At 60.9% G+C, this 21,903-nt stretch carries 25 protein-coding genes; 10 read left to right on the forward strand and 15 right to left on the reverse strand.

Annotated features, from left to right (window positions below):
- Positions 1–27: 27 nt before the first annotated feature.
- Positions 28–423, reverse strand: a complete 396-nt coding sequence (gene msrB, locus PspS04_RS19525) for a peptide-methionine (R)-S-oxide reductase MsrB (RefSeq protein ID WP_159997279.1) — start codon at positions 421–423, stop codon at positions 28–30.
- Between the two features lie 224 nt (positions 424–647).
- Here msrB and PspS04_RS19530 point away from each other — a divergent pair, with 224 nt between their 5' ends.
- A complete protein-coding gene (locus PspS04_RS19530) occupies positions 648–1,859 on the forward strand; it encodes a pyridoxal phosphate-dependent aminotransferase (RefSeq protein WP_095168129.1) in 1,212 nt (403 codons plus the stop codon).
- A gap of 316 nt (positions 1,860–2,175) precedes the next feature.
- Positions 2,176–3,063: a protease HtpX gene (gene htpX / locus PspS04_RS19535; protein WP_095168127.1), complete on the forward strand. Its 888-nt coding sequence runs from the start codon at positions 2,176–2,178 to the stop codon at positions 3,061–3,063.
- 111 nt (positions 3,064–3,174) lie between these two features.
- On the opposite strand, the gene PspS04_RS19540 is transcribed toward htpX, so the two are convergent.
- Positions 3,175–3,831, reverse strand: coding sequence for a thiopurine S-methyltransferase (locus tag PspS04_RS19540; protein WP_159997281.1), 657 nt, complete (start codon positions 3,829–3,831; stop codon positions 3,175–3,177).
- A 103-nt stretch (positions 3,832–3,934) separates the two neighbouring features.
- Here PspS04_RS19540 and PspS04_RS19545 point away from each other — a divergent pair, with 103 nt between their 5' ends.
- A complete protein-coding gene (locus PspS04_RS19545) occupies positions 3,935–4,702 on the forward strand; it encodes a DODA-type extradiol aromatic ring-opening family dioxygenase (protein WP_159997283.1) in 768 nt (255 codons plus the stop codon).
- A gap of 90 nt (positions 4,703–4,792) precedes the next feature.
- On the opposite strand, the gene PspS04_RS19550 is transcribed toward PspS04_RS19545, so the two are convergent.
- Positions 4,793–6,466 carry a DEAD/DEAH box helicase gene (locus PspS04_RS19550; protein WP_095168122.1) on the reverse strand — a complete coding sequence of 558 codons (1,674 nt, stop codon included), beginning with the start codon at positions 6,464–6,466 and terminating at the stop codon, positions 4,793–4,795.
- Between the two features lie 421 nt (positions 6,467–6,887).
- Here PspS04_RS19550 and PspS04_RS19555 point away from each other — a divergent pair, with 421 nt between their 5' ends.
- Positions 6,888–7,679 carry a crotonase/enoyl-CoA hydratase family protein gene (locus PspS04_RS19555; RefSeq protein WP_095168121.1) on the forward strand — a complete coding sequence of 264 codons (792 nt, stop codon included), beginning with the start codon at positions 6,888–6,890 and terminating at the stop codon, positions 7,677–7,679.
- A gap of 14 nt (positions 7,680–7,693) precedes the next feature.
- On the opposite strand, the gene PspS04_RS19560 is transcribed toward PspS04_RS19555, so the two are convergent.
- On the reverse strand, positions 7,694–8,449 hold the full coding sequence (locus tag PspS04_RS19560; RefSeq protein WP_159997285.1) for a spermidine synthase: 756 nt from the start codon (positions 8,447–8,449) through the stop codon (positions 7,694–7,696).
- A gap of 156 nt (positions 8,450–8,605) precedes the next feature.
- Between PspS04_RS19560 and PspS04_RS19565 the strand changes: the two genes are divergently transcribed.
- Positions 8,606–9,952, forward strand: coding sequence for a class II 3-deoxy-7-phosphoheptulonate synthase (locus PspS04_RS19565; RefSeq protein WP_159997287.1), 1,347 nt, complete (start codon positions 8,606–8,608; stop codon positions 9,950–9,952).
- 6 nt (positions 9,953–9,958) lie between these two features.
- On the opposite strand, the gene PspS04_RS19570 is transcribed toward PspS04_RS19565, so the two are convergent.
- From PspS04_RS19570 to PspS04_RS19580, 3 genes are all read right to left on the reverse strand, one after another.
- Positions 9,959–11,179, reverse strand: coding sequence for a winged helix-turn-helix domain-containing protein (locus PspS04_RS19570; protein ID WP_159997289.1), 1,221 nt, complete (start codon positions 11,177–11,179; stop codon positions 9,959–9,961).
- 65 nt (positions 11,180–11,244) lie between these two features.
- Entirely contained in the window at positions 11,245–11,484 is a 240-nt protein-coding gene (locus PspS04_RS19575) for a DUF1127 domain-containing protein (protein ID WP_442966565.1), read from the reverse strand.
- A 161-nt stretch (positions 11,485–11,645) separates the two neighbouring features.
- Entirely contained in the window at positions 11,646–11,870 is a 225-nt protein-coding gene (locus PspS04_RS19580) for a DUF1127 domain-containing protein (protein ID WP_159997293.1), read from the reverse strand.
- A 97-nt stretch (positions 11,871–11,967) separates the two neighbouring features.
- Between PspS04_RS19580 and PspS04_RS19585 the strand changes: the two genes are divergently transcribed.
- The gene (locus PspS04_RS19585; protein ID WP_162530234.1) at positions 11,968–12,822 is read left to right on the forward strand and encodes a LysR family transcriptional regulator; all 855 of its coding nucleotides are present in this window, start codon (positions 11,968–11,970) and stop codon (positions 12,820–12,822) included.
- Here PspS04_RS19585 and PspS04_RS19590 read toward each other — a convergent pair.
- Entirely contained in the window at positions 12,812–13,561 is a 750-nt protein-coding gene (locus tag PspS04_RS19590) for a sulfite exporter TauE/SafE family protein (RefSeq protein WP_159997297.1), read from the reverse strand. The genes PspS04_RS19585 and PspS04_RS19590 overlap by 11 nt on opposite strands.
- A gap of 107 nt (positions 13,562–13,668) precedes the next feature.
- Here PspS04_RS19590 and PspS04_RS19595 point away from each other — a divergent pair, with 107 nt between their 5' ends.
- Complete coding sequence (locus PspS04_RS19595) at positions 13,669–14,625, forward strand: LysR family transcriptional regulator (RefSeq protein ID WP_095168111.1); 957 nt, start codon at positions 13,669–13,671, stop codon at positions 14,623–14,625.
- A gap of 72 nt (positions 14,626–14,697) precedes the next feature.
- On the opposite strand, the gene PspS04_RS19600 is transcribed toward PspS04_RS19595, so the two are convergent.
- Positions 14,698–15,267: an elongation factor P gene (locus PspS04_RS19600; RefSeq protein WP_002554550.1), complete on the reverse strand. Its 570-nt coding sequence runs from the start codon at positions 15,265–15,267 to the stop codon at positions 14,698–14,700.
- A gap of 48 nt (positions 15,268–15,315) precedes the next feature.
- Positions 15,316–16,449, reverse strand: coding sequence for an elongation factor P maturation arginine rhamnosyltransferase EarP (gene earP, locus PspS04_RS19605; protein ID WP_159997299.1), 1,134 nt, complete (start codon positions 16,447–16,449; stop codon positions 15,316–15,318).
- A gap of 123 nt (positions 16,450–16,572) precedes the next feature.
- Between earP and PspS04_RS19610 the strand changes: the two genes are divergently transcribed.
- Positions 16,573–16,974, forward strand: coding sequence for a hypothetical protein (locus PspS04_RS19610; RefSeq protein WP_095168107.1), 402 nt, complete (start codon positions 16,573–16,575; stop codon positions 16,972–16,974).
- Between the two features lie 2 nt (positions 16,975–16,976).
- Entirely contained in the window at positions 16,977–17,459 is a 483-nt protein-coding gene (locus PspS04_RS19615) for a GreA/GreB family elongation factor (protein ID WP_095168105.1), read from the forward strand.
- Positions 17,460–17,464: 5 nt separating this feature from the next.
- Here PspS04_RS19615 and cysB read toward each other — a convergent pair whose 3' ends face one another.
- The 5 genes from cysB to PspS04_RS19640 all read right to left on the reverse strand — a co-directional run bounded on the left by cysB (position 17,465) and on the right by PspS04_RS19640 (position 21,420).
- A complete protein-coding gene (gene cysB / locus PspS04_RS19620) occupies positions 17,465–18,439 on the reverse strand; it encodes an HTH-type transcriptional regulator CysB (RefSeq protein ID WP_003183769.1) in 975 nt (324 codons plus the stop codon).
- Positions 18,440–18,552: 113 nt separating this feature from the next.
- Positions 18,553–19,053, reverse strand: a complete 501-nt coding sequence (locus tag PspS04_RS19625; RefSeq protein ID WP_095168103.1) for a universal stress protein — start codon at positions 19,051–19,053, stop codon at positions 18,553–18,555.
- A 94-nt stretch (positions 19,054–19,147) separates the two neighbouring features.
- Complete coding sequence (locus PspS04_RS19630) at positions 19,148–20,053, reverse strand: 5'-nucleotidase (RefSeq protein ID WP_095168102.1); 906 nt, start codon at positions 20,051–20,053, stop codon at positions 19,148–19,150.
- A gap of 21 nt (positions 20,054–20,074) precedes the next feature.
- Positions 20,075–21,037 (reverse strand): putative 2-dehydropantoate 2-reductase, encoded by a 963-nt coding sequence (locus tag PspS04_RS19635; protein WP_159997301.1) that lies wholly within the window; start codon positions 21,035–21,037, stop codon positions 20,075–20,077.
- On the reverse strand, positions 21,034–21,420 hold the full coding sequence (locus PspS04_RS19640) for a thioredoxin (protein ID WP_095168100.1): 387 nt from the start codon (positions 21,418–21,420) through the stop codon (positions 21,034–21,036). Before PspS04_RS19640 ends, PspS04_RS19635 begins: the two co-directional genes overlap by 4 nt.
- On the opposite strand from PspS04_RS19640, the gene PspS04_RS19645 reads away from it, so the two are divergent.
- Complete coding sequence (locus PspS04_RS19645) at positions 21,419–21,862, forward strand: PilZ domain-containing protein (protein ID WP_095168099.1); 444 nt, start codon at positions 21,419–21,421, stop codon at positions 21,860–21,862. The two genes, PspS04_RS19640 and PspS04_RS19645, sit on opposite strands and share 2 nt — an antisense overlap.
- Positions 21,863–21,903 lie beyond the last annotated feature (41 nt).

Raw genomic sequence — 21,903 nt, forward strand, 5'->3', positions numbered from 1 at the left:
ACCTTCGCCAGCCAGCCAGAACCTGCCTCAGTCGCGCGGCACCAGGTCCAGGCACACGGAGTTGATGCAGTAACGCAGGCCGGTAGGCGGCGGACCATCCGGGAACACATGCCCCAGGTGCGCCTCACATTTGGCGCAGACCACTTCGGTGCGGATCATGCCGTGGCTGACATCGCGGATCTCAACCATCGCGCTCGCGCCGATCGGCTCGTAGAAACTTGGCCAGCCGCAGCCGGAATCGAACTTTGCCCGGGAGTCGAACAGCGGCTCGTTGCAGCAGATGCAATGATAGACACCCGCGGTCTTCGTCGCGTTGTACTTGCCCGAGAACGGTCGCTCGGTGCCCTTGAGACGGCACACGTTGTACTGCTCTGGATCGAGCATGGCCCGCCATTCTTCCAGGGTTTTCTGGATCTTTTCCATTGTCCTACCTCAGCAACTGAAAAAGCCCGATCTGTACCTTTTCCACGGATCGGGCGGCACGTATGATTGCGCCTCGTCAAACGCCAGTCTGGCAGCCGCGTTACACGCATTCAAACGGATTTTGGTGCACCGCTCCGAGGCGCCGGGCTCGTGTGAGAACGCAGGATTCCCAGTACGGTAGTTCATACAACGTCTGGATCGTTCATTTTCGGGAACACATCGCCATGCAGGTCAGCAAATCGAACAAGCTCGCCAACGTCTGTTATGACATTCGCGGCCCGGTGCTCAAGCACGCCAAACGCCTGGAAGAGGAAGGCCATCGCATCCTCAAGCTGAACATCGGCAACCCGGCGCCCTTTGGTTTCGAAGCGCCTGATGAAATCCTCCAGGACGTCATCCGCAACCTGCCGACCGCCCAGGGCTACAGCGACTCCAAAGGCCTGTTCAGCGCACGCAAGGCCGTCATGCAGTACTACCAGCAGAAGCAGGTCGAAGGTGTCGGTATCGAGGACATCTACCTGGGCAACGGCGTTTCCGAGCTGATCGTGATGTCGATGCAGGCCTTGCTCAACAACGGCGACGAAGTGCTGGTGCCGGCGCCCGATTACCCGCTGTGGACGGCTGCGGTAAGCCTGGCCGGCGGCAACCCGGTGCATTACCTGTGCGACGAACAGGCCGACTGGTTCCCTGACCTGGCAGACATCAAGGCCAAGATCACCCCCAATACCAAAGCCCTGGTGATCATCAACCCGAACAACCCGACCGGCGCGGTGTACTCGCGCGAAGTCCTGCTGGGCATGCTCGAACTGGCGCGCCAGCACAACCTGGTGGTGTTCTCCGACGAGATCTACGACAAGATCCTCTACGACGATGCTGTGCATATCTGCACCGCCTCACTGGCCCCGGACCTGCTGTGCCTGACCTTCAACGGTCTGTCCAAGTCCTACCGGGTGGCGGGTTTCCGTTCCGGCTGGATCGCCATCTCCGGGCCCAAGCAACACGCCCAGAGCTACATCGAAGGCATCGACATGCTGGCCAACATGCGCCTGTGTGCCAACGTGCCGAGCCAGCATGCGATCCAGACGGCACTGGGTGGCTACCAGAGCATCAACGACCTGGTGCTGCCACAGGGCCGGTTGCTGGAACAACGCAACCGCACCTGGGAGCTGCTCAATGACATTCCCGGAGTCAGTTGCGTGAAGCCGATGGGCGCGCTGTACGCCTTCCCGCGGATCGATCCGAAAATCTGCCCGATCCACAATGACGAAAAATTCGTGCTCGACCTGCTGCTCTCGGAAAAACTGCTGGTGGTGCAAGGCACGGCATTCAACTGGCCGTGGCCCGACCATTTCCGTGTCGTGACCCTGCCCCGCCTCGACGACCTGGACATGGCCATCGGCCGGATCGGTAACTTCCTGAAATCCTATCGCCAGTAAATGACCTGTCGCCGAGGCGGGTAGCAACCCGTCCTCGGTGATTGATTCAGCAACATATCCCCCCGCCTTTCGACTACTCTCTGCCCCTTGTGTGCTGGCGCTCGCTCGCTGGTGGCTGCAAGCCAACAATCACGGGCATTGCGCAGGAAAAAACTGGCCCAATATTGCTTGAAGCAATACCAGAAATGTCCTGCAACCTAGTGGAATCTGGCTGTAGGACACAGTTTGAAATAGTCACCCGGTTGAATAGCCCGGTGCAGCACCTTATATACCCCGCAGTAAGCTACATCTTTAGCATGAGGAGATTTCTACAACCATGATGCGCATCCTGCTGTTTTTGGCCACTAACCTGGCGGTCGTGCTGATTGCCAGCATCACCCTGAGCCTTTTCGGCTTCAACGGGTTCATGGCGGCCAACGGGGTTGATCTCAACCTCAATCAGCTGCTGATTTTCTGTGCGGTCTTTGGTTTCGCCGGTTCCCTGTTCTCGCTGTTCATCTCCAAGTGGATGGCGAAGATGAGCACCAGCACCCAAATCATCAGCCAGCCGCGCACTCGCCATGAACAATGGTTGCTGCAAACCGTTGAGCAACTGTCCCGCGAAGCCGGGATCAAGATGCCCGAAGTCGGTATTTTCCCGGCTTACGAGGCCAACGCGTTTGCCACCGGTTGGAACAAGAACGATGCACTGGTCGCAGTCAGCCAGGGCTTGCTCGAACGTTTCTCGCCGGACGAAGTGAAAGCGGTCCTGGCCCACGAGATCGGCCACGTGGCCAACGGTGACATGGTCACTCTGGCGCTGGTCCAGGGCGTGGTGAACACCTTCGTGATGTTCTTTGCGCGGATCATCGGCAACTTTGTCGACAAGGTGATCTTCAAGAACGAAGAAGGCCAGGGCATCGCCTACTACATCGCGACCATCTTCGCTGAATTGGTCCTGGGCTTCCTGGCCAGCTCGATCGTCATGTGGTTCTCGCGCAAACGTGAGTTCCGTGCGGACGAAGCCGGTGCCCGCCTGGCCGGTACCAGTGCCATGATCGGCGCCCTGCAGCGCCTGCGCTCGGAGCAAGGCCTGCCGGTGCACATGCCGGACACCCTGAATGCCTTCGGCATCAACGGTGGCCTCAAGCAAGGGTTCGCTCGCATGTTCATGAGCCACCCGCCGCTGGAAGAGCGTATCGACGCACTGCGTCGTCGCGGTTGATCCGTCTGGCGTAACAACAAAAAAGGCCCGCAGCGATGCGGGCCTTTTTTGTTTGTCTTGAGTGGGGAGTTGCTGCCTACGCGCGATGAGACAGGCATAGGCAACTGCGGACTAACGGGGGGAAATCCGGTACACCCGCTCCACAAGCCGTGTCACCCCGGCCCGCAGGAACTTCCAGCTCTCACCCAGCACATCCTGCTCCTGCAGCATGTACAGGCGCCAGAAGCATCCCCAAGACCGCCGCACCTCATCATCCTCCACAGCAAACGGTGGTCCTGGCAACTGCGCTTGATCGTAATCCAGAGTAATCAGCAACCCCCGCAACTCGGCCGGCAAGATCTGCTGCAGATGCGCGCCATAACGCTCGCGCATTGGTGGCGGCAAGGCGATCAGTGCCGCGCGATCGTACAGCGCAGCACAATCAGCCACATCGCGCGCCGTCAGCGCAAAAAAATCGCCGCACCACAGCTCAATGGCCCCGGCACGATAGACCTTGAACGCGCCCGCATCACTTACCTCTGGCGCTAACTGCTGCTCGCTGAAAAAGTCTTCGACAGCCGTTTGCGAAAGTTCGATCCCGAGCACCTGGTGCCCCTGCCCTGCCAGCCACAGCAGGTCCAGGCTCTTGCCACACAACGGGACTAGCACACGTGCCCGCGCAGGGATCGCCAGCTCCGGCCAGTGCCGCTGCAAATACGGATTGACTTGCGGCAGGTGAAAACCGATCTGGTTCGAAGCCCACTTCTTGTGCCAAAACTCCGGCTGCATAAATCACCCTGAAAATTCGATCAATAGGCTCTAAAACTTATATTAGATTTAGATCAATGATCTGACTGAAGATGCAGTCATCTTACCGCTCAGGACCTCCTCCATGTTCCCCAGCCTGTTTATCTCCCACGGCTCACCGATGCTGGCACTGGAACCAGGCGCCAGCGGGCCGGCACTGGCGCGCCTGGCCAGCGAGCTGCCAACCCCCAAGGCCATCGTGATTGTCTCCGCGCACTGGGAAAGTCGGGACCTGCGGGTCAGTAGCGGCACCCAGCCAGAAACCTGGCACGACTTTGGTGGCTTTCCTGCCGCCCTCTTCGCCGTGCAATACCCCGCACCCGGCCAGCCAGAGTTGGCGGCACAGGTCGCCGAACTGCTCAAGACTGACGGCCTGCCGGCACAACTGGACGGGCAACGCCCGTTCGATCATGGGGTCTGGGTGCCGTTGTCGCTGATGTATCCGCAGGCCGACATCCCCGTGGTGCAGGTGTCACTGCCAAGCCACGCCGGCCCGGCACTGCAGACCCGGATCGGCCATGCGCTGGCCAGCCTGCGCCAACAAGGCGTGCTGTTGATCGGCTCCGGCAGCATCACCCACAACCTGCGAGAGTTGGACTGGCATGCCGGCCCGGAGAGCATCGAACCCTGGGCCCGCGAGTTCCGTGACTGGATGATCGACAAGCTGGCGGCCGACGATGAAGCGGCGCTGCATGATTACCGCCAACAGGCGCCCAACGCGGTGCGCAGTCACCCGAGTGACGAGCACTTGCTGCCGCTGTATTTTGCCCGCGGTGCCGGCGGCGAGTTCAGCGTGGCGCACACAGGTTTTACCCTGGGCGCACTAGGCATGGACATCTATCGTTTTGGCTGACCACTGAACCTGGAAAGCAAACAGCAGGCAAAAAAAATCCCCGAACCAGTCGGGGATTTTTTATCGTAGATCAATCAGCCCAAGGGCGGATTAATCTTCGCGGTAGCGACGCAGTTTCAGCTGCTTACCGGCAACACGAGTATCCTTCAGCTTGGTCAGCAGTTTCTCCAGACCATCTTCCGGCAGCTCTACCAGCGAGAAGCTGTCACGCACCTGGATGCGACCGATTGCTTCGCGAGCCAGGCCACCCTCGTTAAGGATGGCGCCCAACAGGTTCTTGGCAGCGATACCGTCACGCGCACCCAGCGCGGTACGGCAACGAGCACGACCTTCGGCCAGCGGGATCGGTGCACGACGCTCACGATCACCACGGTCCGGACGATCACCAGTACGCTCTGGACGGTCGCCACGTGGTGCATTGTTCGGCACCAGTGGACGCTCCTTCTCGATCGCGGCCAGGGTCAGCGCTTGACCGTTGGTGGCCTTGCGCAGCAGGGCTGCGGCCAGGGCACGTGGGCTGCAACCGATATCGGCGGTCAGGCGATCAAGCAGATCACCGTGGGTCGATTCGGCATCGGCAACCAGCGGCGCCAGGCTGTTGGTCAGTTTCTTGATGCGCGCATCGAGAACTGCCTGGGCGTCCGGCAGGCGAACTTCAGCAACTTTCTGCCCGGTTACACGCTCGATCACTTGCAGCATGCGGCGCTCACGAGGAGTCACCAGCAGCAGTGCACGACCTTCGCGACCCGCACGGCCGGTACGGCCGATACGGTGAACGTAGGATTCCGGATCGTACGGCATGTCAACGTTGAACACGTGAGTGATGCGCGGAACGTCCAGGCCACGAGCAGCAACGTCGGTCGCCACAACGATGTCCAGACGGCCATCCTTGAGGGAGTCGATCACGCGCTCACGTTGGTTCTGGGCAATGTCGCCGTTCAGCGCAGCGGCTTTGTAGCCTTTGGCTTCCAGGGCGCTGGCCAGGTCCAGGGTCGCTTGCTTGGTGCGCACGAACATGATCAGGGCGTCGAAATCTTCCACTTCCAGCAGGCTCAATACAGCCGAGGTCTTCTGGTCAGCGTGAACCAACAGGTGAGCCTGTTCGATCGCGGTAACGGTCTGGGTCTTGGTCTGGATCTTCACGTGTTGCGGATCGCGCAGGTGGCGTTCGGCAATGGCACGGATCGACTGCGGCAAAGTAGCCGAGAACAATACGGTCTGACGGGTAGCTGGCAATGCCTTGAAGATAACTTCCAGGTCATCCATGAAGCCCAGCTTGAGCATTTCGTCAGCTTCGTCGAGAACCAGGTGGTTCACGGTCGACAGGACTTTCTCGTCGCGACGCAGGTGGTCGCACAGACGGCCCGGGGTGGCGACAACAATCTGTGCGCCATTACGGATTGCTTTCAATTGTGGGCCCATCGGCGCGCCGCCGTAGACAGCCACAACAGTTACGCCTGGCATTTGCTTGGCGTAGGTTTCAAAAGCAGTTGCAACTTGCAGCGCCAACTCTCGGGTTGGCGCCAGGATCAGGGCTTGCGGCTCGCGCTTGGCAGGATCGATGCAGTGCAGGATAGGCAGGGCGAACGCGGCGGTTTTACCGGTACCGGTTTGCGCCTGGCCAATCATGTCTTGGCCGGCCATGATGATCGGGATCGATTGCTGCTGAATAGCCGAAGGCTCTTCGTAGCCGGTCGCGATGACGGCTGCCAGAATATTCGGATTAAGATTAAAAGCGGCGAAGCCGCCGGTTTCCTGGGTCATGGGTCTGCCTCTAAGTGCATCCGCAAAGACCCATGCTCCAAAGCTGCGCGTGCCGTGTTGAGACTCAAGAGTCGCCCTGGCAGCTTTGTCGGCGGGGATTTGCGAAAACGAATGAATGAAAAGAATCGTCAAGGAAGAGTCCGCAGTGCGGACGTGCAGCCGAAGCTGACTTCGGGGAATTGCTCTACCTAAACGCGGCCCGGCTAAAGGCCGGCGCGCACTATACCGGAATTAGCTGAAAAAGGGAGCTTTTTTTATCGAAAAAAGCCTGTGAACGCAGGACTGTCACAGCTTTTGCGGATATTCGCGCGACAGTCTATTTTTCAAAGGCCCGGCCCTGCTGGTCATGGCGCTTAAACGGTTCATCTTGCGGGCCGGGACCTTTGGTCCGATGCCTCCTTTCCCTCCGAGGATTTACTCCATGAATCAACCGGATAAGAGTCGTGTCAGCCGAGAACGACAGGGGCATGTGCTGTTGATCGGGCTGGATCGGGTCGCCAAGCGCAACGCATTCGACCTCGATCTGCTGAACGCCTTGAGCCTGGCCTATGGCGAGTTCGAGGCCGACTCAGAGGCCCGGGTTGCCGTGGTGTTTGCCCATGGCGAGCACTTTACCGCCGGCCTCGATCTGGTGAGTGCCAGCGGCGCACTGGCCAAGGGCTGGCAGGTTCCGACCGGCGGCTGCGATCCGTGGGGAGTATTCGTCGGGCCCAGGGTCAGCAAGCCGGTGATTGTAGCCGCCCACGGGTATTGCCTGACCATCGGTATCGAGTTGATGCTGGCGGCGGACATCAACCTGTGCGCCAGCAACACCCGCTTTGCGCAGATGGAAGTCCAGCGCGGGATCTTTCCTTTCGGCGGCGCCACCTTGCGCCTGCCTCGACTGTCGGGCTGGGGCAATGCCATGCGCTGGTTGTTGACCGGTGACGAGTTCGACGCCCACGAAGCGTTGCGCCTGGGACTGGTGCAGGAGGTCATGGCCAGCGAGGACCTGTTGCCACGCGCCATTGAACTGGCTGAACGCATCGCTCGACAGGCACCGCTGGGGGTTCAGGCGACATTACAGTCGGCGCGCCAGGCCCACCTCGAAGGTGAAGCCGCGGCGGCAGCGAGTTTGCCGGCGTTGGCCAAGGAGCTGTTGAACAGCGAGGACGCCAAGGAAGGCGTGCGATCGTTGATCGAGAAGCGCCCGGCCATTTTCAAAGGATGTTAACCCCTGGCGCTCCATCAGGTGGCTGGGCGAATGGCCTTGATCAGGTTCTGCAACGAGTAACCCAGGCGCGGGGCCAGGGCTTCGGCGCGGGCGCTCAACCCGTGCATGTCCAGCTCCTGGTCGAGCTCCGCTGGCACGATCAGGATCACATTGCCCTCCTTCACCGGCAGCTCCCAGTAATGGCGGTGATAAAGCCCGCGCAGCAATGCCGCACCCAATGGCTTGCCATCATCGGTCGCCCATTGGTTGATCACCAGCCAACCGCCCGGATTCAGGCGTTTCTGGCAGTTCTCCAGGAAATTCCACGCCAGATGCCCGACACCCGGTCCGACATCGGTGTAGAGGTCGACGAAGATCAAATCTGCAGGCTCGGCGGTTTCCAGCAGATCGAGCGCATCGCCGATGCGGATGTACAGGCGCGGGTCATCGTCCAGGCCCAGGTACTCGATGGCCAGGCGCGGTACGTCCGGGCGCAGTTCAATGGCTTCTACGTCTTCCAGCGGCAGGAACTTCAGGCAGGCCTGGGTCAAGGTACCGGCACCCAGCCCAAGGAACAGCGCGCTGTCCGGCTGCTCGTGGCACAGCGCGCCAATCAGCATGGCGCGAGTGTAGTCATACTCCAGCCAGCTCGGGTCGGCGGTGAACACGCAGCTCTGCTCGATGGCGTCGCCAAATTCGAGGAAGCGGTAATCCGCCACTTCCAGCACCCGGATCATGCCGAACTCATCGTGCACTTCGGCGAGCAGATGCTCGACGCGCTCCTCAGTCATTTCGTCTCCTGGTCGTTGCCCGGCCAGTCCCCAGACAACGTTATCATTCGTTCCGCGTTAGGCGGCAAAGGCGCGATTGTCGGCCAAGCATCGCCAGCAGGTCACGTACTAATTGCTGATAACATGAGGTCCCGTGCGTAAACACTAGAGACCGTGATGAGCCAACCCTGGAGCCCTGACAGCTGGCGCGCCTTGCCGATCCAGCAACAACCCCACTACCCGGACGCGGCGCACCTGCATGCCGTCGAGCAAAGCCTGGCCAGTTATCCGCCCCTGGTGTTTGCCGGTGAGGCCCGGGAGTTGCGCCGTCAGTTTGCCGAGGTCACCGAAGGGCGTGCGTTTCTGTTGCAAGGCGGCGATTGCGCGGAGAGCTTTGCCGAGTTTTCGGCGGCGAAGATTCGCGACACCTTCAAAGTGCTGCTGCAAATGGCCATCGTCATGACCTTTGCCGCCGGCTGTCCAGTGGTCAAGGTCGGCCGGATGGCAGGGCAGTTCGCCAAGCCGCGCTCGGCCAACGACGAAACCATCGATGGCGTGACCCTGCCGGCCTATCGGGGTGACATCGTCAACGGCATCGGCTTCGACGAAAAAAGCCGGGTGCCGGACCCGGACCGCCTGCTGCAGTCATACCATCAGTCCACAGCCACCCTGAACCTGTTGCGCGCCTTCGCCCAGGGCGGTTTTGCCGACCTGCACCAGGTGCACAAGTGGAACCTGGACTTCATCGCCAACTCGGCGCTGGCGGAAAAGTACAGCCACCTGGCCAACCGTATCGATGAAACCCTGGCCTTCATGCGCGCCTGCGGTATGGACTCGTCGCCACAATTGCGCGAGACCAGCTTCTTCACCGCCCACGAAGCCCTGCTGCTCAATTACGAAGAAGCTTTCGTGCGGCGCGACAGCCTGACCAACGACTATTACGACTGCTCCGCCCACATGTTGTGGATCGGCGACCGCACTCGCCAGCTCGACGGCGCTCACGTCGAGTTCCTGCGCGGGGTCAACAACCCGATCGGGGTCAAGGTCGGCCCGACCATGAACACCGATGAGCTGATTCGTCTGATCGACGTGCTCAACCCGGAAAACGATCCGGGCCGCCTTAACCTGATTGCCCGCATGGGCGCGAACAAGGTCGGCGATCACCTGCCGCAGCTGATTCGTGCCGTGGAACGTGAAGGCAAAAAGGTGCTCTGGAGCAGCGACCCGATGCACGGCAATACCATCAAGGCCAGCAGCGGCTACAAGACCCGGGATTTCGCGCAGATCCTCGGTGAGGTGAAGCAGTTCTTCCAGGTTCACCAGGCCGAAGGCACTTACGCTGGCGGTATTCACATCGAGATGACCGGTCAGAACGTCACCGAGTGCATTGGCGGCGCACGTCCGATCACCGAGGACGGCTTGTCGGACCGCTACCATACCCACTGCGATCCACGGATGAATGCCGATCAGTCGCTGGAGCTGGCGTTCCTGATCGCTGAAACCCTGAAGCAGGTTCGCCGCTAAGGCGGGCTACCCCCCGGCCAACGCCACCCGCAACCGCGCCGCACTGGCGCGGGGGCAATTGAGTTGAATCTGCGCCAGGCCCAACCAGTTGGCCATCTTGCGCAAATTGTCCGCCAACGCCTGCATGCCCGCCTCATCGAGACCCGGTTGCTCTTCGTGCACCGCGTGCACCGCCAGCCGCCCCAACGCCCGCTCAGCCCGCAGATCGACCCGCGCGGCGATCCGCTCGTGGTGCAGAAACGGCAACACGTAATAGCCATACACCCGCTTGGCGGGTGGCGTATAGATTTCCAGGCGGTATCGGAAGTCGAACAGACGCTCGGTCCGGCTGCGTTCCCAGATCAACGAGTCAAAGGGTGAAAGCAAGGCACTGGCGCTGACCCGGCGTGGGACTTTCGGCTCGGGCAAACAGTACGCCCGTTGCTTCCAGCCCTGCACTTCGCAGGCCTGCAACGCGCCATCCTCTACCAGTTCCGCCAACGCGCTGCGACACTGCGCCAGCTCCAGGCGAAAATAGTCGCGCAAGTCCTTCTCAGTCGCCACGCCCAGTGCAGCGGCGGCGTGCAGGAGCAGTCCTCGTTGCGCATCTGCCTCGCTTGGCAGAGCAACACTGAGCACGGACGCGGGAATCACCCGTTCCGGCAGATCGTAGAGCCGCTCAAAACCGCGCCGCCCCGCTACCGTGACCTCTCCGGCAGCGAACAACCACTCCAACGCGTGTTTTTCCGCACTCCAGTCCCACCAGGGCCCTGCTCGCTCCTGGCGTGTCGACAAACTCCCAGCCCCCAACGCACCGAGCTCCTCGACCGAGGCCAGGACCCGGCGGATGGTGTCCTGCTGTTCCCGCCCGAAACGCGCCAATTGCTGATAGATGCCCTCGCCTTGCGCGGCCCGTTGCATCCGCCAGCGCAGCAACGGATACATCGACAACGGCAACAATGAGGCCTCATGCCCCCAGTATTCGAACAAGGTGCGCCGCCGCCCTTGACCCCAGGCGGCCTGATCAAGTAGCCCGGAGGAGTAGTCTCCAAGGCGCGAGAACAAGGGCAGGTAATGCGAGCGCACCAGCGCGTTGACCGAATCGATCTGCAGCACACCCAGACGCTCGATCAACCGATTGAGCTGGCTCGACTTGACCGCTGCTGGCGACTGACGCCCAGAGAAACCTTGGGCCGTCAGTGCCAGGCGCCTGGCTTGCTTGAGGGAAAAACACAGGGAGCCGGTCATGTAACCATCCTTGGTGAAGGTTTCCTCCACCTTAATACCAGGCTCACCAAACGCCAATGGCAGGCTCAACGCTTCAGTGGATCATCCCAGAACGGACGCGATGACTCCCTGACCACATCTGCCCGACTCAGGCCGATATCCCGCAACCGGTCATCGCTCATCCGTGCAAGCTCTGCACGGTCCTTACTCAACTGGTGCCACCGCCCCAGTTTCGCGAGCGCCCTGGACAAATGCCGGACCGACCTGTCCAGCGTTGACTCCATGGCCCCGCGCCCTACCCTCACTACTGTGTGCCGTCGTTCCATGACAGTGCTCCCAAAAAGTGAGGTCGAAGTCTGCTACCGGTTCGGCAAACCAACCAGTGAATGTCGGTGACCACCTGTTTCCAGCTCGATACAACCCCATGGCCCGGGCGTTTGCAGTGGACCACGGGGGAGTGACAGAAGATTTCAATCGACCTGGCCGCTTACTTGCCCTTGCCCATTGGGTCTTCCCAGAAATGCCGCTCCGTTTCCTGCTGGATGTCGGCCCGACTCAGACCAATGTCTTTCAGCGCGTCATCGCTGAGGCTGGCCAGCACTGAGCGCTCACGATGCAACTGAAACCAGCGCACGAGTTTTTCCAGCAGATGATGGGAGAAGCCTTGGAGTGAGAAATGGTTTAACTGCACATAACCTTTTTGACCTTTCATCGTCTTGCCCTCCGTTGTGGATGGCTCAAGTCTCGCGCCAGGACTAAGATCAATCCAACGAATGTTTCTTATGCAACACATCTCGGAGATTGATGAGTTGAGCGCCTACCCCAGCATTGATACCGAAGTCCTGCGCACGTTCGTCGCCATTGCCGACCAGGGCGGTTTCACCCGTGCTGGTGAGTTGGTCAACCGCACGCAATCGGCGGTCAGCATGCAGATGAAGCGTCTTGAAGAGGACGTGCTGCAACGCCAACTGTTCCAGCGCGACGGACGCCAGGTGAAGCTGACTGCCGAGGGTCAGGTGTTGCTGGGTTACGCCCGGCGGATCCTCAAGCTGCACAGTGAAGTGTTCAACACCCTGCGAGAACCGCACATGGTCGGCATGGTCAAGATCGGCACGCCCGACGACTATGTCATGCGCTTCCTGCCGGGCATCCTGTCGCGCTTCGCCCAGGCCTATCCGTTGATCCAGATCGAAGTGCATTGCGACTCCTCCGAGCAGTTGCTGCAACGCCAGGACCTGGACCTGTCGATCGTCACCCGCGAACCTGGTAACGAGATCGGCCAACTGCTGCGCAAGGAACGTTTTGTCTGGGCCCAGGCGCTGTGCTTCAACCCCAACGAGCAAGTGCCGCTGCCGCTGGCAATGTTCAACAGTGACTGTTTTTGCCGGCGCTGGGCCTGTAACGCCCTGGACGCCAGCGAGCGCGAGTACCGCATCGCCTATAACAGCTCAAGTCTGTCGGCGATCATGGCGGTGGTCAGTGCCGGGCTGGCCGTAACCGCCCAACTGGAAAGCTTGATCACCCAGGACATGCGCATCCTCGGCGAGGCGGAAGGTCTGCCGCAGTTGCCCGAGGCCAGCATCATGCTGTTGCGCAACCTGCATAACCCCTCGCCCATCACCGAGTGCCTGGCCGAGCACATTGTCGAAGGCTTCAAACTTTAAAGGCGAGCATCACCGCACACAGCACCAGGAAGGCGCAGAACAACCCGCGCAGCAGGCGTTCCGGCATGGCGTGGGCGATCTTCACTCCCCAACTGATGCTCAACAGCCCCCCCGCCGCCATAGGCAGCGCAATGCTCCAGTTCACCTGCTGATGCAGCGCATAGGTGACCAGGGTCACGCCGGTGCTGGGCAAGGCCAGCGCCAGCGACAGGCCCTGGGCCACCACTTGAGTGGTGCCGAACAGACTGGTGAGCACCGGCGTCGCCACCACGGCCCCGCCCACACCGAACAACCCACCCATGGCCCCCGAGGCCGCTCCCAGGACGCCTAGCCAGGGCCATGGATAGCGCATCTGCACGCTGGGCTTGGCGGTTGCCATGAACATACGCAGCAGGTTGTAGCTCGACAGCGCCACCAGAAAGGCCACAAAACCGATGCGCATGACCTGGGCATCAATCCCCACCGCCCAGATCGAGCCAAGCCAGGCGAAACAGAACCCCATCGACGCAAGCGGCAGGGCGTGCCGCAATTCGATGCGATTGCGCTGGTGGTAACGCCACAGCGCCAGCATCACATTGGGCACCACCATCACCAGCGCCGTGCCCTGGGCAATCTGCTGATCCAGGCCGAACAATACGCCCAGCACCGGGATCGCGATCAATCCGCCGCCGATTCCGAACAATCCGCCGACAGTCCCCAGGGCAGCGCCCAGTACCAGATACATCGCCAACTCAATCACAATTCATTTCTCCGCACACCAGGCTGTGCATCCTACGCAGTAGCTTCTAGCGGGGAAACGCACAGCAACGCACAATGGCTGTGCCAAATCCGCATAGGCTGATCCTGATGAATCCCAACGCGCTCACCGACCAACTGGGGTTATTCCTCGACGTAGTGGAAACCGGCAGTTTTTCCGCGGCCGCCCGCCGCCATCCACTGACCCCCTCGGCCGTCGCCAGGCGTATCGACAGCCTGGAGCATGCCTTGGGCAGCCAGCTGTTCGTGCGCACCACCCATGCCGTTCGCGCCACGCCCGCGGGGTTGGCGTTTGCCGAACGAGCCCGACGGATAGTCAGTGAATTACGCCTGGCCCGGGCCGAAGCCGCTTCCCTGAGCAACGCGCCGGAGGGCCTGATTCGGGTCGATGCGCCTGCGGCCTTCGGTCGACGCCATCTGGCACCGGTGATTGCCGACTTTCTACAGGTCTATCCGGGGCTCGACGTGCAATTGCATTTGATCGACAGCTTCGTCGACATGCAGGGCTTGAACCTGGGCAAGGTCGACCTGGTGCTGCGCGCCGGGCAAATGGCCGACACCCGCATGGTGGCCACACCCCTGGCGAGCATGGTGCGCATTGCCTGCGCCAGCCCCGCGTACCTCAAGCGGCGCGGCGTACCCCAGCGGCCCGAGGAGTTGAGCACTCATGACGGCCTCGATTGGGATGGCCTGGCGCCGCCCTTCGCCTGGCGCTTCGAGCACAACGGCCAACAGCACTTGCATCGCCCGCAACGCATCCGCCTGAGCGCCAACAATGCCGAAGCGCTGCTCTACGGCGCCCTCGCCGGCCTGGGTATCGCGCACCTGCCGACCTGGTTGTGCAGCGAATACCTGCTGCGCGGCGAGTTGCTACCGTTGTTTTGCGACGCGGGCTTGCCCAAGCCGGAGAACACCGGCATCTATGCCCTGCGCCTGGAGCAGCAGGCCAGTTCCCGCACACGGCTGTTGCTGGAATACCTCAAGAGCCGCTTCAGCCCAATCCCGCCATGGGACCTGGCCCTGCAGCGTGACTTCAGCCGGCTCTAGCGGACAATCATCTGGCGCAAGGCAAAAAAAAACCCGACACAAGGTCGGGTTTTTTGCCTACAAGGACTGCGCTTATTTAGCACGGCCTTTGTAAGAACCGCCTTCGCGGGTATCGATCTCGATCATGTCGCCGATTTCGATGAAGTCAGCAACCGACAGCTCGGTACCGTTCTTCAGTTTGGCAGGCTTCATCACCTTGCCGGAAGTGTCACCGCGAGCGGAACCTTCGGTGTAGTCAACCTGACGCACGATAGTGGTCGGCAGCTCTACGGATACCAGACGGTCTTCGAAGAACACGGCTTCGCAGACGTCGGTCATGCCTTCTTCAACGAATGGCAGAACGCTTTCGATGTCTTCGGCGTTCAGCTCGTACATGGTGTAGTCAGTGGTGTCCATGAACGTGTAGGTGTCGCCGCTGATGAAGGACAGGGTCGCTTCTTTGCGGTCGAGGATCACGTCGTCCAGTTTGTCGTCGGCGCTGTAAACGATCTCGGTCTTGTAACCGGTCAGCAGGTTTTTCAGCTTGGTCTTCATGATCGCGCTGTTACGACCGGACTTGGTGAATTCAGCTTTCTGAACCAGCCAAGGGTCGTTTTCGAGACGGATCACCGTACCGGGTTTCAGTTCTTTACCAGTTTTCATTGCGAATATCCGAATTTGGATGGGATTTACAAAAATCTAGGCCGCGTATCATATCCAATTTAGGTAAAACTGCACCAGCGCTGAGGCAAGATCGGCCTGCAACGACTGTTCCAGACACCATGAGCGGGCGTGATTTTGCAGCTCCGGCCAGTGCGCCTCGGCGCTGATCCAGGCCGGGGCCATGCCCTCGCCGTTATTCCAGGCCCGCCACAACCCCTCTAGCGCCGCGCGTGCAGCCGGCGACAGGGCTTTGGTGTAGAGGCTCAAAAAGGCTTCGAGCTTATCCAGGTGGGCCTCTTCCTCCTGCTGGTAGATATGCCACAGCATCGGACGAGCGGCCCATTGCGCACGGACGAACGAGTCCTCGCCACGCACCGCGTTGAAATCGCAGCACCACAGCAGCAGGTCGTACTGGTCCTGACGGACAAACGGCAACACCTGCACGGTCAGGGCTCCCCGTTGCTGCACGGCGCCGACTGCCAGTCCCGGCTGCCCTAGCCAGCGTGCCACATCCCCGAGGACTCGCCCCTGCGGCACCAGCAGATGGGTGGCCTGTGCAGCGTTCGCCATCACGTCCAGCCAATCGGCCAGCCCGGCATTCTCGTAGGCAAACAGGGATATCAGGCGCGCTCCCGCGGCGCGCTCTACCCCCAGGCCTTGCAGGAACTCACGCTGCGCAACCGGGTGGGCTTGAAACTGCTCGCGCCGTGCCAGCAACTCCCGTTCGCGCAGCAGACCGCCCGTGCCCGGCTGGAACCCGGGGAAAAAAAAGTATTTCTGCACATGCTGGAACTTCACCGAGGGCAGGCCGTGGCAGCCAACGATCCAGTCTTCGGCACTCAAATAGTCGAGGTTCAGCCACAGCGGAGTGTGCTCGCGGGCTGCCATCGCCTCCATGTAGGCATGCGGCAACTGACAGGCGAAGGCAGCAACCACCACATCGGCAGCGTCCGTCGCTTGCCAGTCCGCCGACCAGTGACGCACGTCCACGCCCTGCTGCCATTGCTGGCGCGCATTGACATCAAGCTCCGGACACAGGCGCTCGAATGCCCGCAGGTCGTCGACCCACAAGCGCACCGCGCAGGGATGCTCAGCCACCAGTTGGCGGGCCAGGCGCCAGGTCACGCCGATGTCGCCGTAGTTGTCGACGACCGTACAGAAAATATCCCAGTCGACTTTCATGCCGGGCTCCGTGGGGCAAAGACTTTGATTGTCCGCATAAATCGTTGCGCGCAGAAGGGCCGACGGCGATTAATCTTCATGCGACAATCCACGCTTGCCCATTTCCCCCGCCAGGAGGCAACGATGCCGTACCGTCCATCCGCTCGCCGCACAGTGTCGATCACTCTCAACCCGCTGCAATTGATCGGCTGCATCGCCCTGGGCCTGTGGCTGGGGTTCGTCGCCATTGCCCTGACCGCCTGGCTGCTGTCCAGGCTTTTGCCTGCTACACAGTTGGCGCCGCTGGCGGACGTGGTGCGCCCGGCCACCCAAGCCGCGCCGGTGGCGGCACAACCAGCAGCGGACAACCAGATGTTTGAGCAGTACAAGTCCATCCTCAACCAACAGGCGCGGCAGGAAGTCCTGGAGCAAGCGCGCAATGACCCGCGCAATCAGACCAACCCCACCTGCCAGTTCTGGTTGCAACAAGACCGCACTATCCCCAGCGACAAAAGCCGCAGCAACGTGCTGCAGTTCTGCAATTGATCATGAATAAACAGAACGTACACCAGTTGCTTCTGGAAAAGCTGGCGGTCGATTTCGACGTCGCCCAGCGAGCGGCGCAAACCGCCTACGAAACCGCAACCCACGAAGAAAACATCGCCGAGAACAAGTACGACACCCTGGGGCTCGAAGCCTCTTACCTGGCGGCCGGCCAGGCCAAGCGCGTCGAGGAAATTCGCCAGGCGCTGACGCGGTGCCAGAACATGCCCGTGGCTGCGTATGACGCGCAGCGGGGCATCCAGATCGGCAGCCTGCTGGGCCTGGAAGACGACCAGGGGCGCCAGCAATGGCTGTTCCTGGCGCCGGATGCGGCGGGATTGAAGGTCTATCTGGTGGGACAGTTGATTACCGTCATCACCCCGCGCTCGCCACTGGGCAACAGCCTCTTGGGCAAATTGGAGGGCGATGAGGTGGAGATCGTGGTGGCGGGCACTCGGCAACAGTTCACTGTCACCGAGGTCGTCTGAGGGACTCAGTGAACCGGTAGTTCAACGCCGTCGAACAGTTCTTCGAGTTCCTGCTTGTTGTGGCACTGGATGGCCTTGGCCATGACTTCGCGGGTCAGGTGTGGGGCGAACTTCTCGATGAAGTCGCACATGAAGCCCCGCAGGAAAGTACCGCGACGGAAACCGATCTTGGTCACGCTGGACTCGAACAGCTCGCTGGCATCGAGTACTACCAGGTCATTATCGAGCTTGGTATCGACCGCCATCTTGGCTACGATCCCGACGCCCAGGCCGAGGCGCACATAGGTCTTGATCACGTCGGCGTCAGCGGCGGTGAACACCACTTTCGGCGTCAAGCCGCGGTGGCTGAAGGCTTCGTCGAGCTTCGAACGGCCGGTAAAACCGAAGACGTAGGTCACGATCGGGTATTCGGCCAGGGCTTCGAGGGTCAGCTTCGGCAGCTTGGTCAGCGGGTGACCCTGGGGCACTACCACACAACGGTTCCAGCGGTAGCACGGCATCATTACCAGGTCGCCGAACAACTCCAGGGCCTCGGTGGCAATGGCAAAATCCACGGTGCCATCGGCGGCCATTTCGGCGATCTGCATCGGCGACCCCTGGTGCATGTGCAGGGCAACGTCGGGGTATTGCTTGATGAAATTGCTGATCACCGGCGGCAATGCATAACGTGCCTGGGTGTGGGTGGTGGCAATCGACAGGGTGCCTTTCTTCTCGTTGGAGAACTCCTGGGCGATCTGCTTGATGCTCTCGACCTTGCGCAGGATTTCGCCGGCGGTGGTGATGATGCGCTCACCGGCCGGAGTGACGCGGGTCAGGTGTTTGCCGCTGCGTGCAAAAACCTCGACGCCCAACTCGTCCTCCAGCAGGCGGATCTGCTTGCTGATGCCCGGCTGCGAGGTGTACAGGCTTTGGGCAGTAGCCGAAACGTTGAGGTCGTGGTGCGCCACTTCCCAGATGTAGCGCAATTGTTGAAGCTTCATATGAATCCCTCAAAGCAGATAGACGCCACGGGCATCAGCGACGGTATATAACTATATTAATGGTTTGAAGAATAAATCTAGAACTTTTTCATCAAAAGGCCAGCATTCTCGCCTCAAATATCCCCGTGCCGCCGGCGCTGTGACAGGGGCACCAGGTAAACCGGCACTTGCGACAACTGCAACACCCGTGCGGCTGTGCGCCCCAAAGGGGTTTCCCCACCGCTGCCATGGCTGTGACTCCCTAGGATCAACAAATCCACCGAGAGTTTCTGAGCCTGTTCGAGAATCACCTGCGACGGATCGCCCTGGAACACCCTGACCGACTGAATCAGCTCCAGGTCCTGCTGCCCCTCCCCCAACTCCTCGCGAAAACTGTCGAGCACCCGCTGTTCGATATTGGCCATTACCGTACTCAGGCCCTGGCTGTGAAACTCGTTCAGCGCCTGTTCGTCGAGGTAGCTCTGCAACACCGATTCAGCGAACAACCCCATCGGTTCAACCGCGTGCACTACATACAGCTCGGCCTTGAACGTTCGGGCCAATGCCAGTGCGTGTTGCATCACAAAAGGAGCGTAAAGGCCGAGGTCAGTGGCATACAGCATCGAACGAATCATGTGACCTCCTCGAGTGCCTGAATGGCGGAGATTGCTTCAGCTTAGCAGTGCTGCGCGCAGTTCGACGTGCCGTGCAAGGTGCTGAACGGGCGACCTAAACCTTCAGTTCGTTGCTGATGCCGTGGGGCACATGCCCGGTGGCCACGACCTCGCGAGCCAGTTCACAGTGGCCGGCCTGGTCGTCGAAAAACACATCGGCGGCAAACGCCTCAAGAAATGCCGACTTGGTCAGCCCCCCGAGAAACAGTGATTCGTCGAGGCGGATATCCCACTCGCGCAGCGTGCGAATCACCCGCTCATGGGCCGGCGCCGAACGTGCCGTGACCAAGGCGGTGCGGATCGGGCATTGGTCTTCGGGGAACTCGCGCTGCAAGGCATTGAGTGCGGCCAGGAAGCCCTTGAACGGACCGCCGCGCAGCGGCTCACGCGCGGCCTGCCGCTCACTGGCCTGGAACGCTTCAAGACCGCCGGCCTGATAGACCCGCTCCGACTCATCGGAAAACAGCACCGCATCGCCATCGAAGGCGATGCGCAACTCTTCGCTGGCCGCACGGCTGGCACCTCCCGACAGAATGGTCGCGGCGGCAAAGCCGGCGTCCAGTGCGCTGCGCACATCTTCAGCGTGAGTGGAGAGAAACAGGTCGCAGCCAAATGCCTTGAGGTACGGATAGGGACTGCGGCCACCGACAAACGCCGCCCGGGAAATTGCCAGGCCGTAATGGTGGATCGAATTGAACACCCGTAAGCCGGTGTCAGCGCTGTTGCGCGATACCAGCACCACTTCGACCCGAGCCTTGCCCAGGTGCGCATTGAGGTTCAACAGTTTCTGCACCAGGGGAAAGGCATCGCCCGGCTCGAGGATCTCGTCTTCATGTTCGATCTGGTACTGCCGGTACGCCTCGACGCCACTGGCCAGGTACACCTTATGGCTGTCGCTGAGGTCGAACAGCGCTCGCGAGGAAATCGCCAGGACCAGTTTGTCGTCGATGCCTTTTGCCATGTGTCCCCCCGGACTGAAACTTCAGCGATTACGCCCTTCAATAAAACACAGGGCCTGATACAGGGCTTCGATCTTCGGCATCGGGCAACCCGCTGCCCGGGCCGAAGCCAAGGGCTGGGCGTAGATCGCAGCCAACTCCAGCGGCCGCTGCTGCAGGAAGTCGTGATACATGCTCGGCCAGTAGTCGGGCATTTTTTCGGTGACCTTGAACAGATGCTCGGCATAACCCGCTGGCATGCTGTGCCCACAGGCTTGTGCGCCCTGCACCACTTCCGCCATCAGCGCCTGGATCAGTTCGCGACTGTATTGATCGGCCATCAAGGGGCTGGTACTCGCCCCGAGCAGCACCGACAAACCGTTGTAAGGAACATTCCAGACCAGTTTTTGCCAACGCGCCTGCTGAAGATTGGCCATGGCCTGGGAATCGAGACCAGCGGTACGAAACAGCCCAGCGCCTTGCTCGACGATCTGCTGGCGTGCCGCCGCATCGGCCATCACCGGGCCACTGTGATAACCCACATGCACGGCGCCCAGCGCCTGGTGTTCGATGATGCCTGGGCCTGCGCGGTGCACACAGATGAAACACAGGCCACCGAGCAGGTGCAGCGAGTCGGGCAACAGCTCGCGCAAGCTGTCCTCGACATCCAGGCCGTTCTGCAGCAGCAGGACCTTGGCGCCCGCCGCCGCAGCCTGGATGATCGCCGGCGCCAGCTCGCTGTTGCTGGTGGTCTTGGCACCCACCAGCAGCCAATCGCAAGGGGGCATGTCTTCAGCGGTGTTGTAGGCCTGGACCGGGTTCAAGGTCAGGGCGCCGAACGGCGCGCTGTGCACTTGCAGGCCACGCTCGGCCACCGCGCAAAATTCGCTGCGCAATAGAAAATGCACGTCAAATCCGGCCCGCGCCAACATCACGCCGTAAAATCCACCAATCGCCCCGGTGCCGATAATGCCGATTCTCGGCGATTGTCCTGCTGTTGCTGTCATGGCAATTCCTCTGGTTCCCGACTCAGCGCCAGCCCCACCGCCGCGTTCAGTTCAGTGCGGGTGAGGCGCGCCTGGACTGCGCCAAAAAACTCACCGTCGCGCACCACAAACAGCGCCGGCAAATGAAAGACCTGATAACGCGCCACGGCTCCGCCGTTGTTGCCGGCGTCGATCCAGCACAGCCGATCGACCGCGAGGCCGAGGGCGGGTAACTGGACTCGCGCCCAACGGCAACTGGAGCAGCCGACACTGGTGAAAATCACCAGCGAGACACCACTCATCGCCAACAGCCGTTGGTCGGCGTCGAAATCGGTCAGCTCGCATTCGACCACTATACTGGGGGAAACACTGTCGAATGACCGACACTTGGAGTCCGCGTTCATGGGGCGTTTTATTCCTCATCCTGACGATGTGCCCGTCGAGTTAACGTTGCGCAAGCACCAGTGTATTTCTCGGCAAGAGCTGCACACTATCAGTCTCGGCGGCGTGGCTTGCAATTACCACCGCGCCTGGCGCAAGGGTACGGCACTGGAAGTACGCATGCCGACCCTCAGCGAACATGTCTGCTACCTGGGCTACGTGGCCTGGTGCCTTCGGCGCAAGCGTGGTTACCTGGTGGGCATCGCCTTCATCGACGAACAGACCCTGTTCAAGGCGCGAATGGGCGAGCAGGTCTGCCAGATCGAACGTTATTGCCGCCAGCAAGACCAGCAGCGCGAACCACAAGGCGTCCAGGCACTGGCCCTGCAATGGGTCGATCAACATGCCGGCGAGTACTCCCACGAGACCGTTCGCCAGGCTTTTGCCACGCCAGCGCTGGATTAAACCCGCGTCTGCCCATTGTCGAGCCACCGCCTAACGCGCTA

This window comes from Pseudomonas sp. S04 (assembly GCF_009834545.1).
In the GTDB taxonomy this organism is placed as follows: domain Bacteria; phylum Pseudomonadota; class Gammaproteobacteria; order Pseudomonadales; family Pseudomonadaceae; genus Aquipseudomonas.

What these genes read in the sequence shown, in the direction of transcription:
- PspS04_RS19560 (WP_159997285.1), bottom strand. Translation starts at nt 8,449, where the DNA reads ATGACTGAGGAGCGCGTCGAGCATCTGCTCGCCGAAGTGCACGATGAG.
- PspS04_RS19600 (WP_002554550.1), bottom strand. Translation starts at nt 15,267, where the DNA reads ATGAAAACTGGTAAAGAACTGAAACCCGGTACGGTGATCCGTCTCGAA.
- PspS04_RS19625 (WP_095168103.1), bottom strand. Translation starts at nt 19,053, where the DNA reads ATGATTCGTTCGATGCTGTATGCCACTGACCTCGGCCTTTACGCTCCT.
- PspS04_RS19545 (WP_159997283.1), top strand. Translation starts at nt 3,935, where the DNA reads ATGTTCCCCAGCCTGTTTATCTCCCACGGCTCACCGATGCTGGCACTG.
- PspS04_RS19615 (WP_095168105.1), top strand. Translation starts at nt 16,977, where the DNA reads ATGAATAAACAGAACGTACACCAGTTGCTTCTGGAAAAGCTGGCGGTC.
- PspS04_RS19610 (WP_095168107.1), top strand. Translation starts at nt 16,573, where the DNA reads ATGCCGTACCGTCCATCCGCTCGCCGCACAGTGTCGATCACTCTCAAC.
- PspS04_RS19595 (WP_095168111.1), top strand. Translation starts at nt 13,669, where the DNA reads ATGAATCCCAACGCGCTCACCGACCAACTGGGGTTATTCCTCGACGTA.
- PspS04_RS19540 (WP_159997281.1), bottom strand. Translation starts at nt 3,831, where the DNA reads ATGCAGCCGGAGTTTTGGCACAAGAAGTGGGCTTCGAACCAGATCGGT.
- earP (WP_159997299.1), bottom strand. Translation starts at nt 16,449, where the DNA reads ATGAAAGTCGACTGGGATATTTTCTGTACGGTCGTCGACAACTACGGC.
- PspS04_RS19635 (WP_159997301.1), bottom strand. Translation starts at nt 21,037, where the DNA reads ATGACAGCAACAGCAGGACAATCGCCGAGAATCGGCATTATCGGCACC.
- PspS04_RS19575 (WP_442966565.1), bottom strand. Translation starts at nt 11,484, where the DNA reads ATGGAACGACGGCACACAGTAGTGAGGGTAGGGCGCGGGGCCATGGAG.
- PspS04_RS19570 (WP_159997289.1), bottom strand. Translation starts at nt 11,179, where the DNA reads ATGACCGGCTCCCTGTGTTTTTCCCTCAAGCAAGCCAGGCGCCTGGCA.
- htpX (WP_095168127.1), top strand. Translation starts at nt 2,176, where the DNA reads ATGATGCGCATCCTGCTGTTTTTGGCCACTAACCTGGCGGTCGTGCTG.
- PspS04_RS19580 (WP_159997293.1), bottom strand. Translation starts at nt 11,870, where the DNA reads ATGAAAGGTCAAAAAGGTTATGTGCAGTTAAACCATTTCTCACTCCAA.
- PspS04_RS19530 (WP_095168129.1), top strand. Translation starts at nt 648, where the DNA reads ATGCAGGTCAGCAAATCGAACAAGCTCGCCAACGTCTGTTATGACATT.
- PspS04_RS19640 (WP_095168100.1), bottom strand. Translation starts at nt 21,420, where the DNA reads ATGAACGCGGACTCCAAGTGTCGGTCATTCGACAGTGTTTCCCCCAGT.
- PspS04_RS19555 (WP_095168121.1), top strand. Translation starts at nt 6,888, where the DNA reads ATGAATCAACCGGATAAGAGTCGTGTCAGCCGAGAACGACAGGGGCAT.
- cysB (WP_003183769.1), bottom strand. Translation starts at nt 18,439, where the DNA reads ATGAAGCTTCAACAATTGCGCTACATCTGGGAAGTGGCGCACCACGAC.
- PspS04_RS19550 (WP_095168122.1), bottom strand. Translation starts at nt 6,466, where the DNA reads ATGACCCAGGAAACCGGCGGCTTCGCCGCTTTTAATCTTAATCCGAAT.
- PspS04_RS19565 (WP_159997287.1), top strand. Translation starts at nt 8,606, where the DNA reads ATGAGCCAACCCTGGAGCCCTGACAGCTGGCGCGCCTTGCCGATCCAG.
- PspS04_RS19645 (WP_095168099.1), top strand. Translation starts at nt 21,419, where the DNA reads ATGGGGCGTTTTATTCCTCATCCTGACGATGTGCCCGTCGAGTTAACG.
- PspS04_RS19630 (WP_095168102.1), bottom strand. Translation starts at nt 20,053, where the DNA reads ATGGCAAAAGGCATCGACGACAAACTGGTCCTGGCGATTTCCTCGCGA.
- msrB (WP_159997279.1), bottom strand. Translation starts at nt 423, where the DNA reads ATGGAAAAGATCCAGAAAACCCTGGAAGAATGGCGGGCCATGCTCGAT.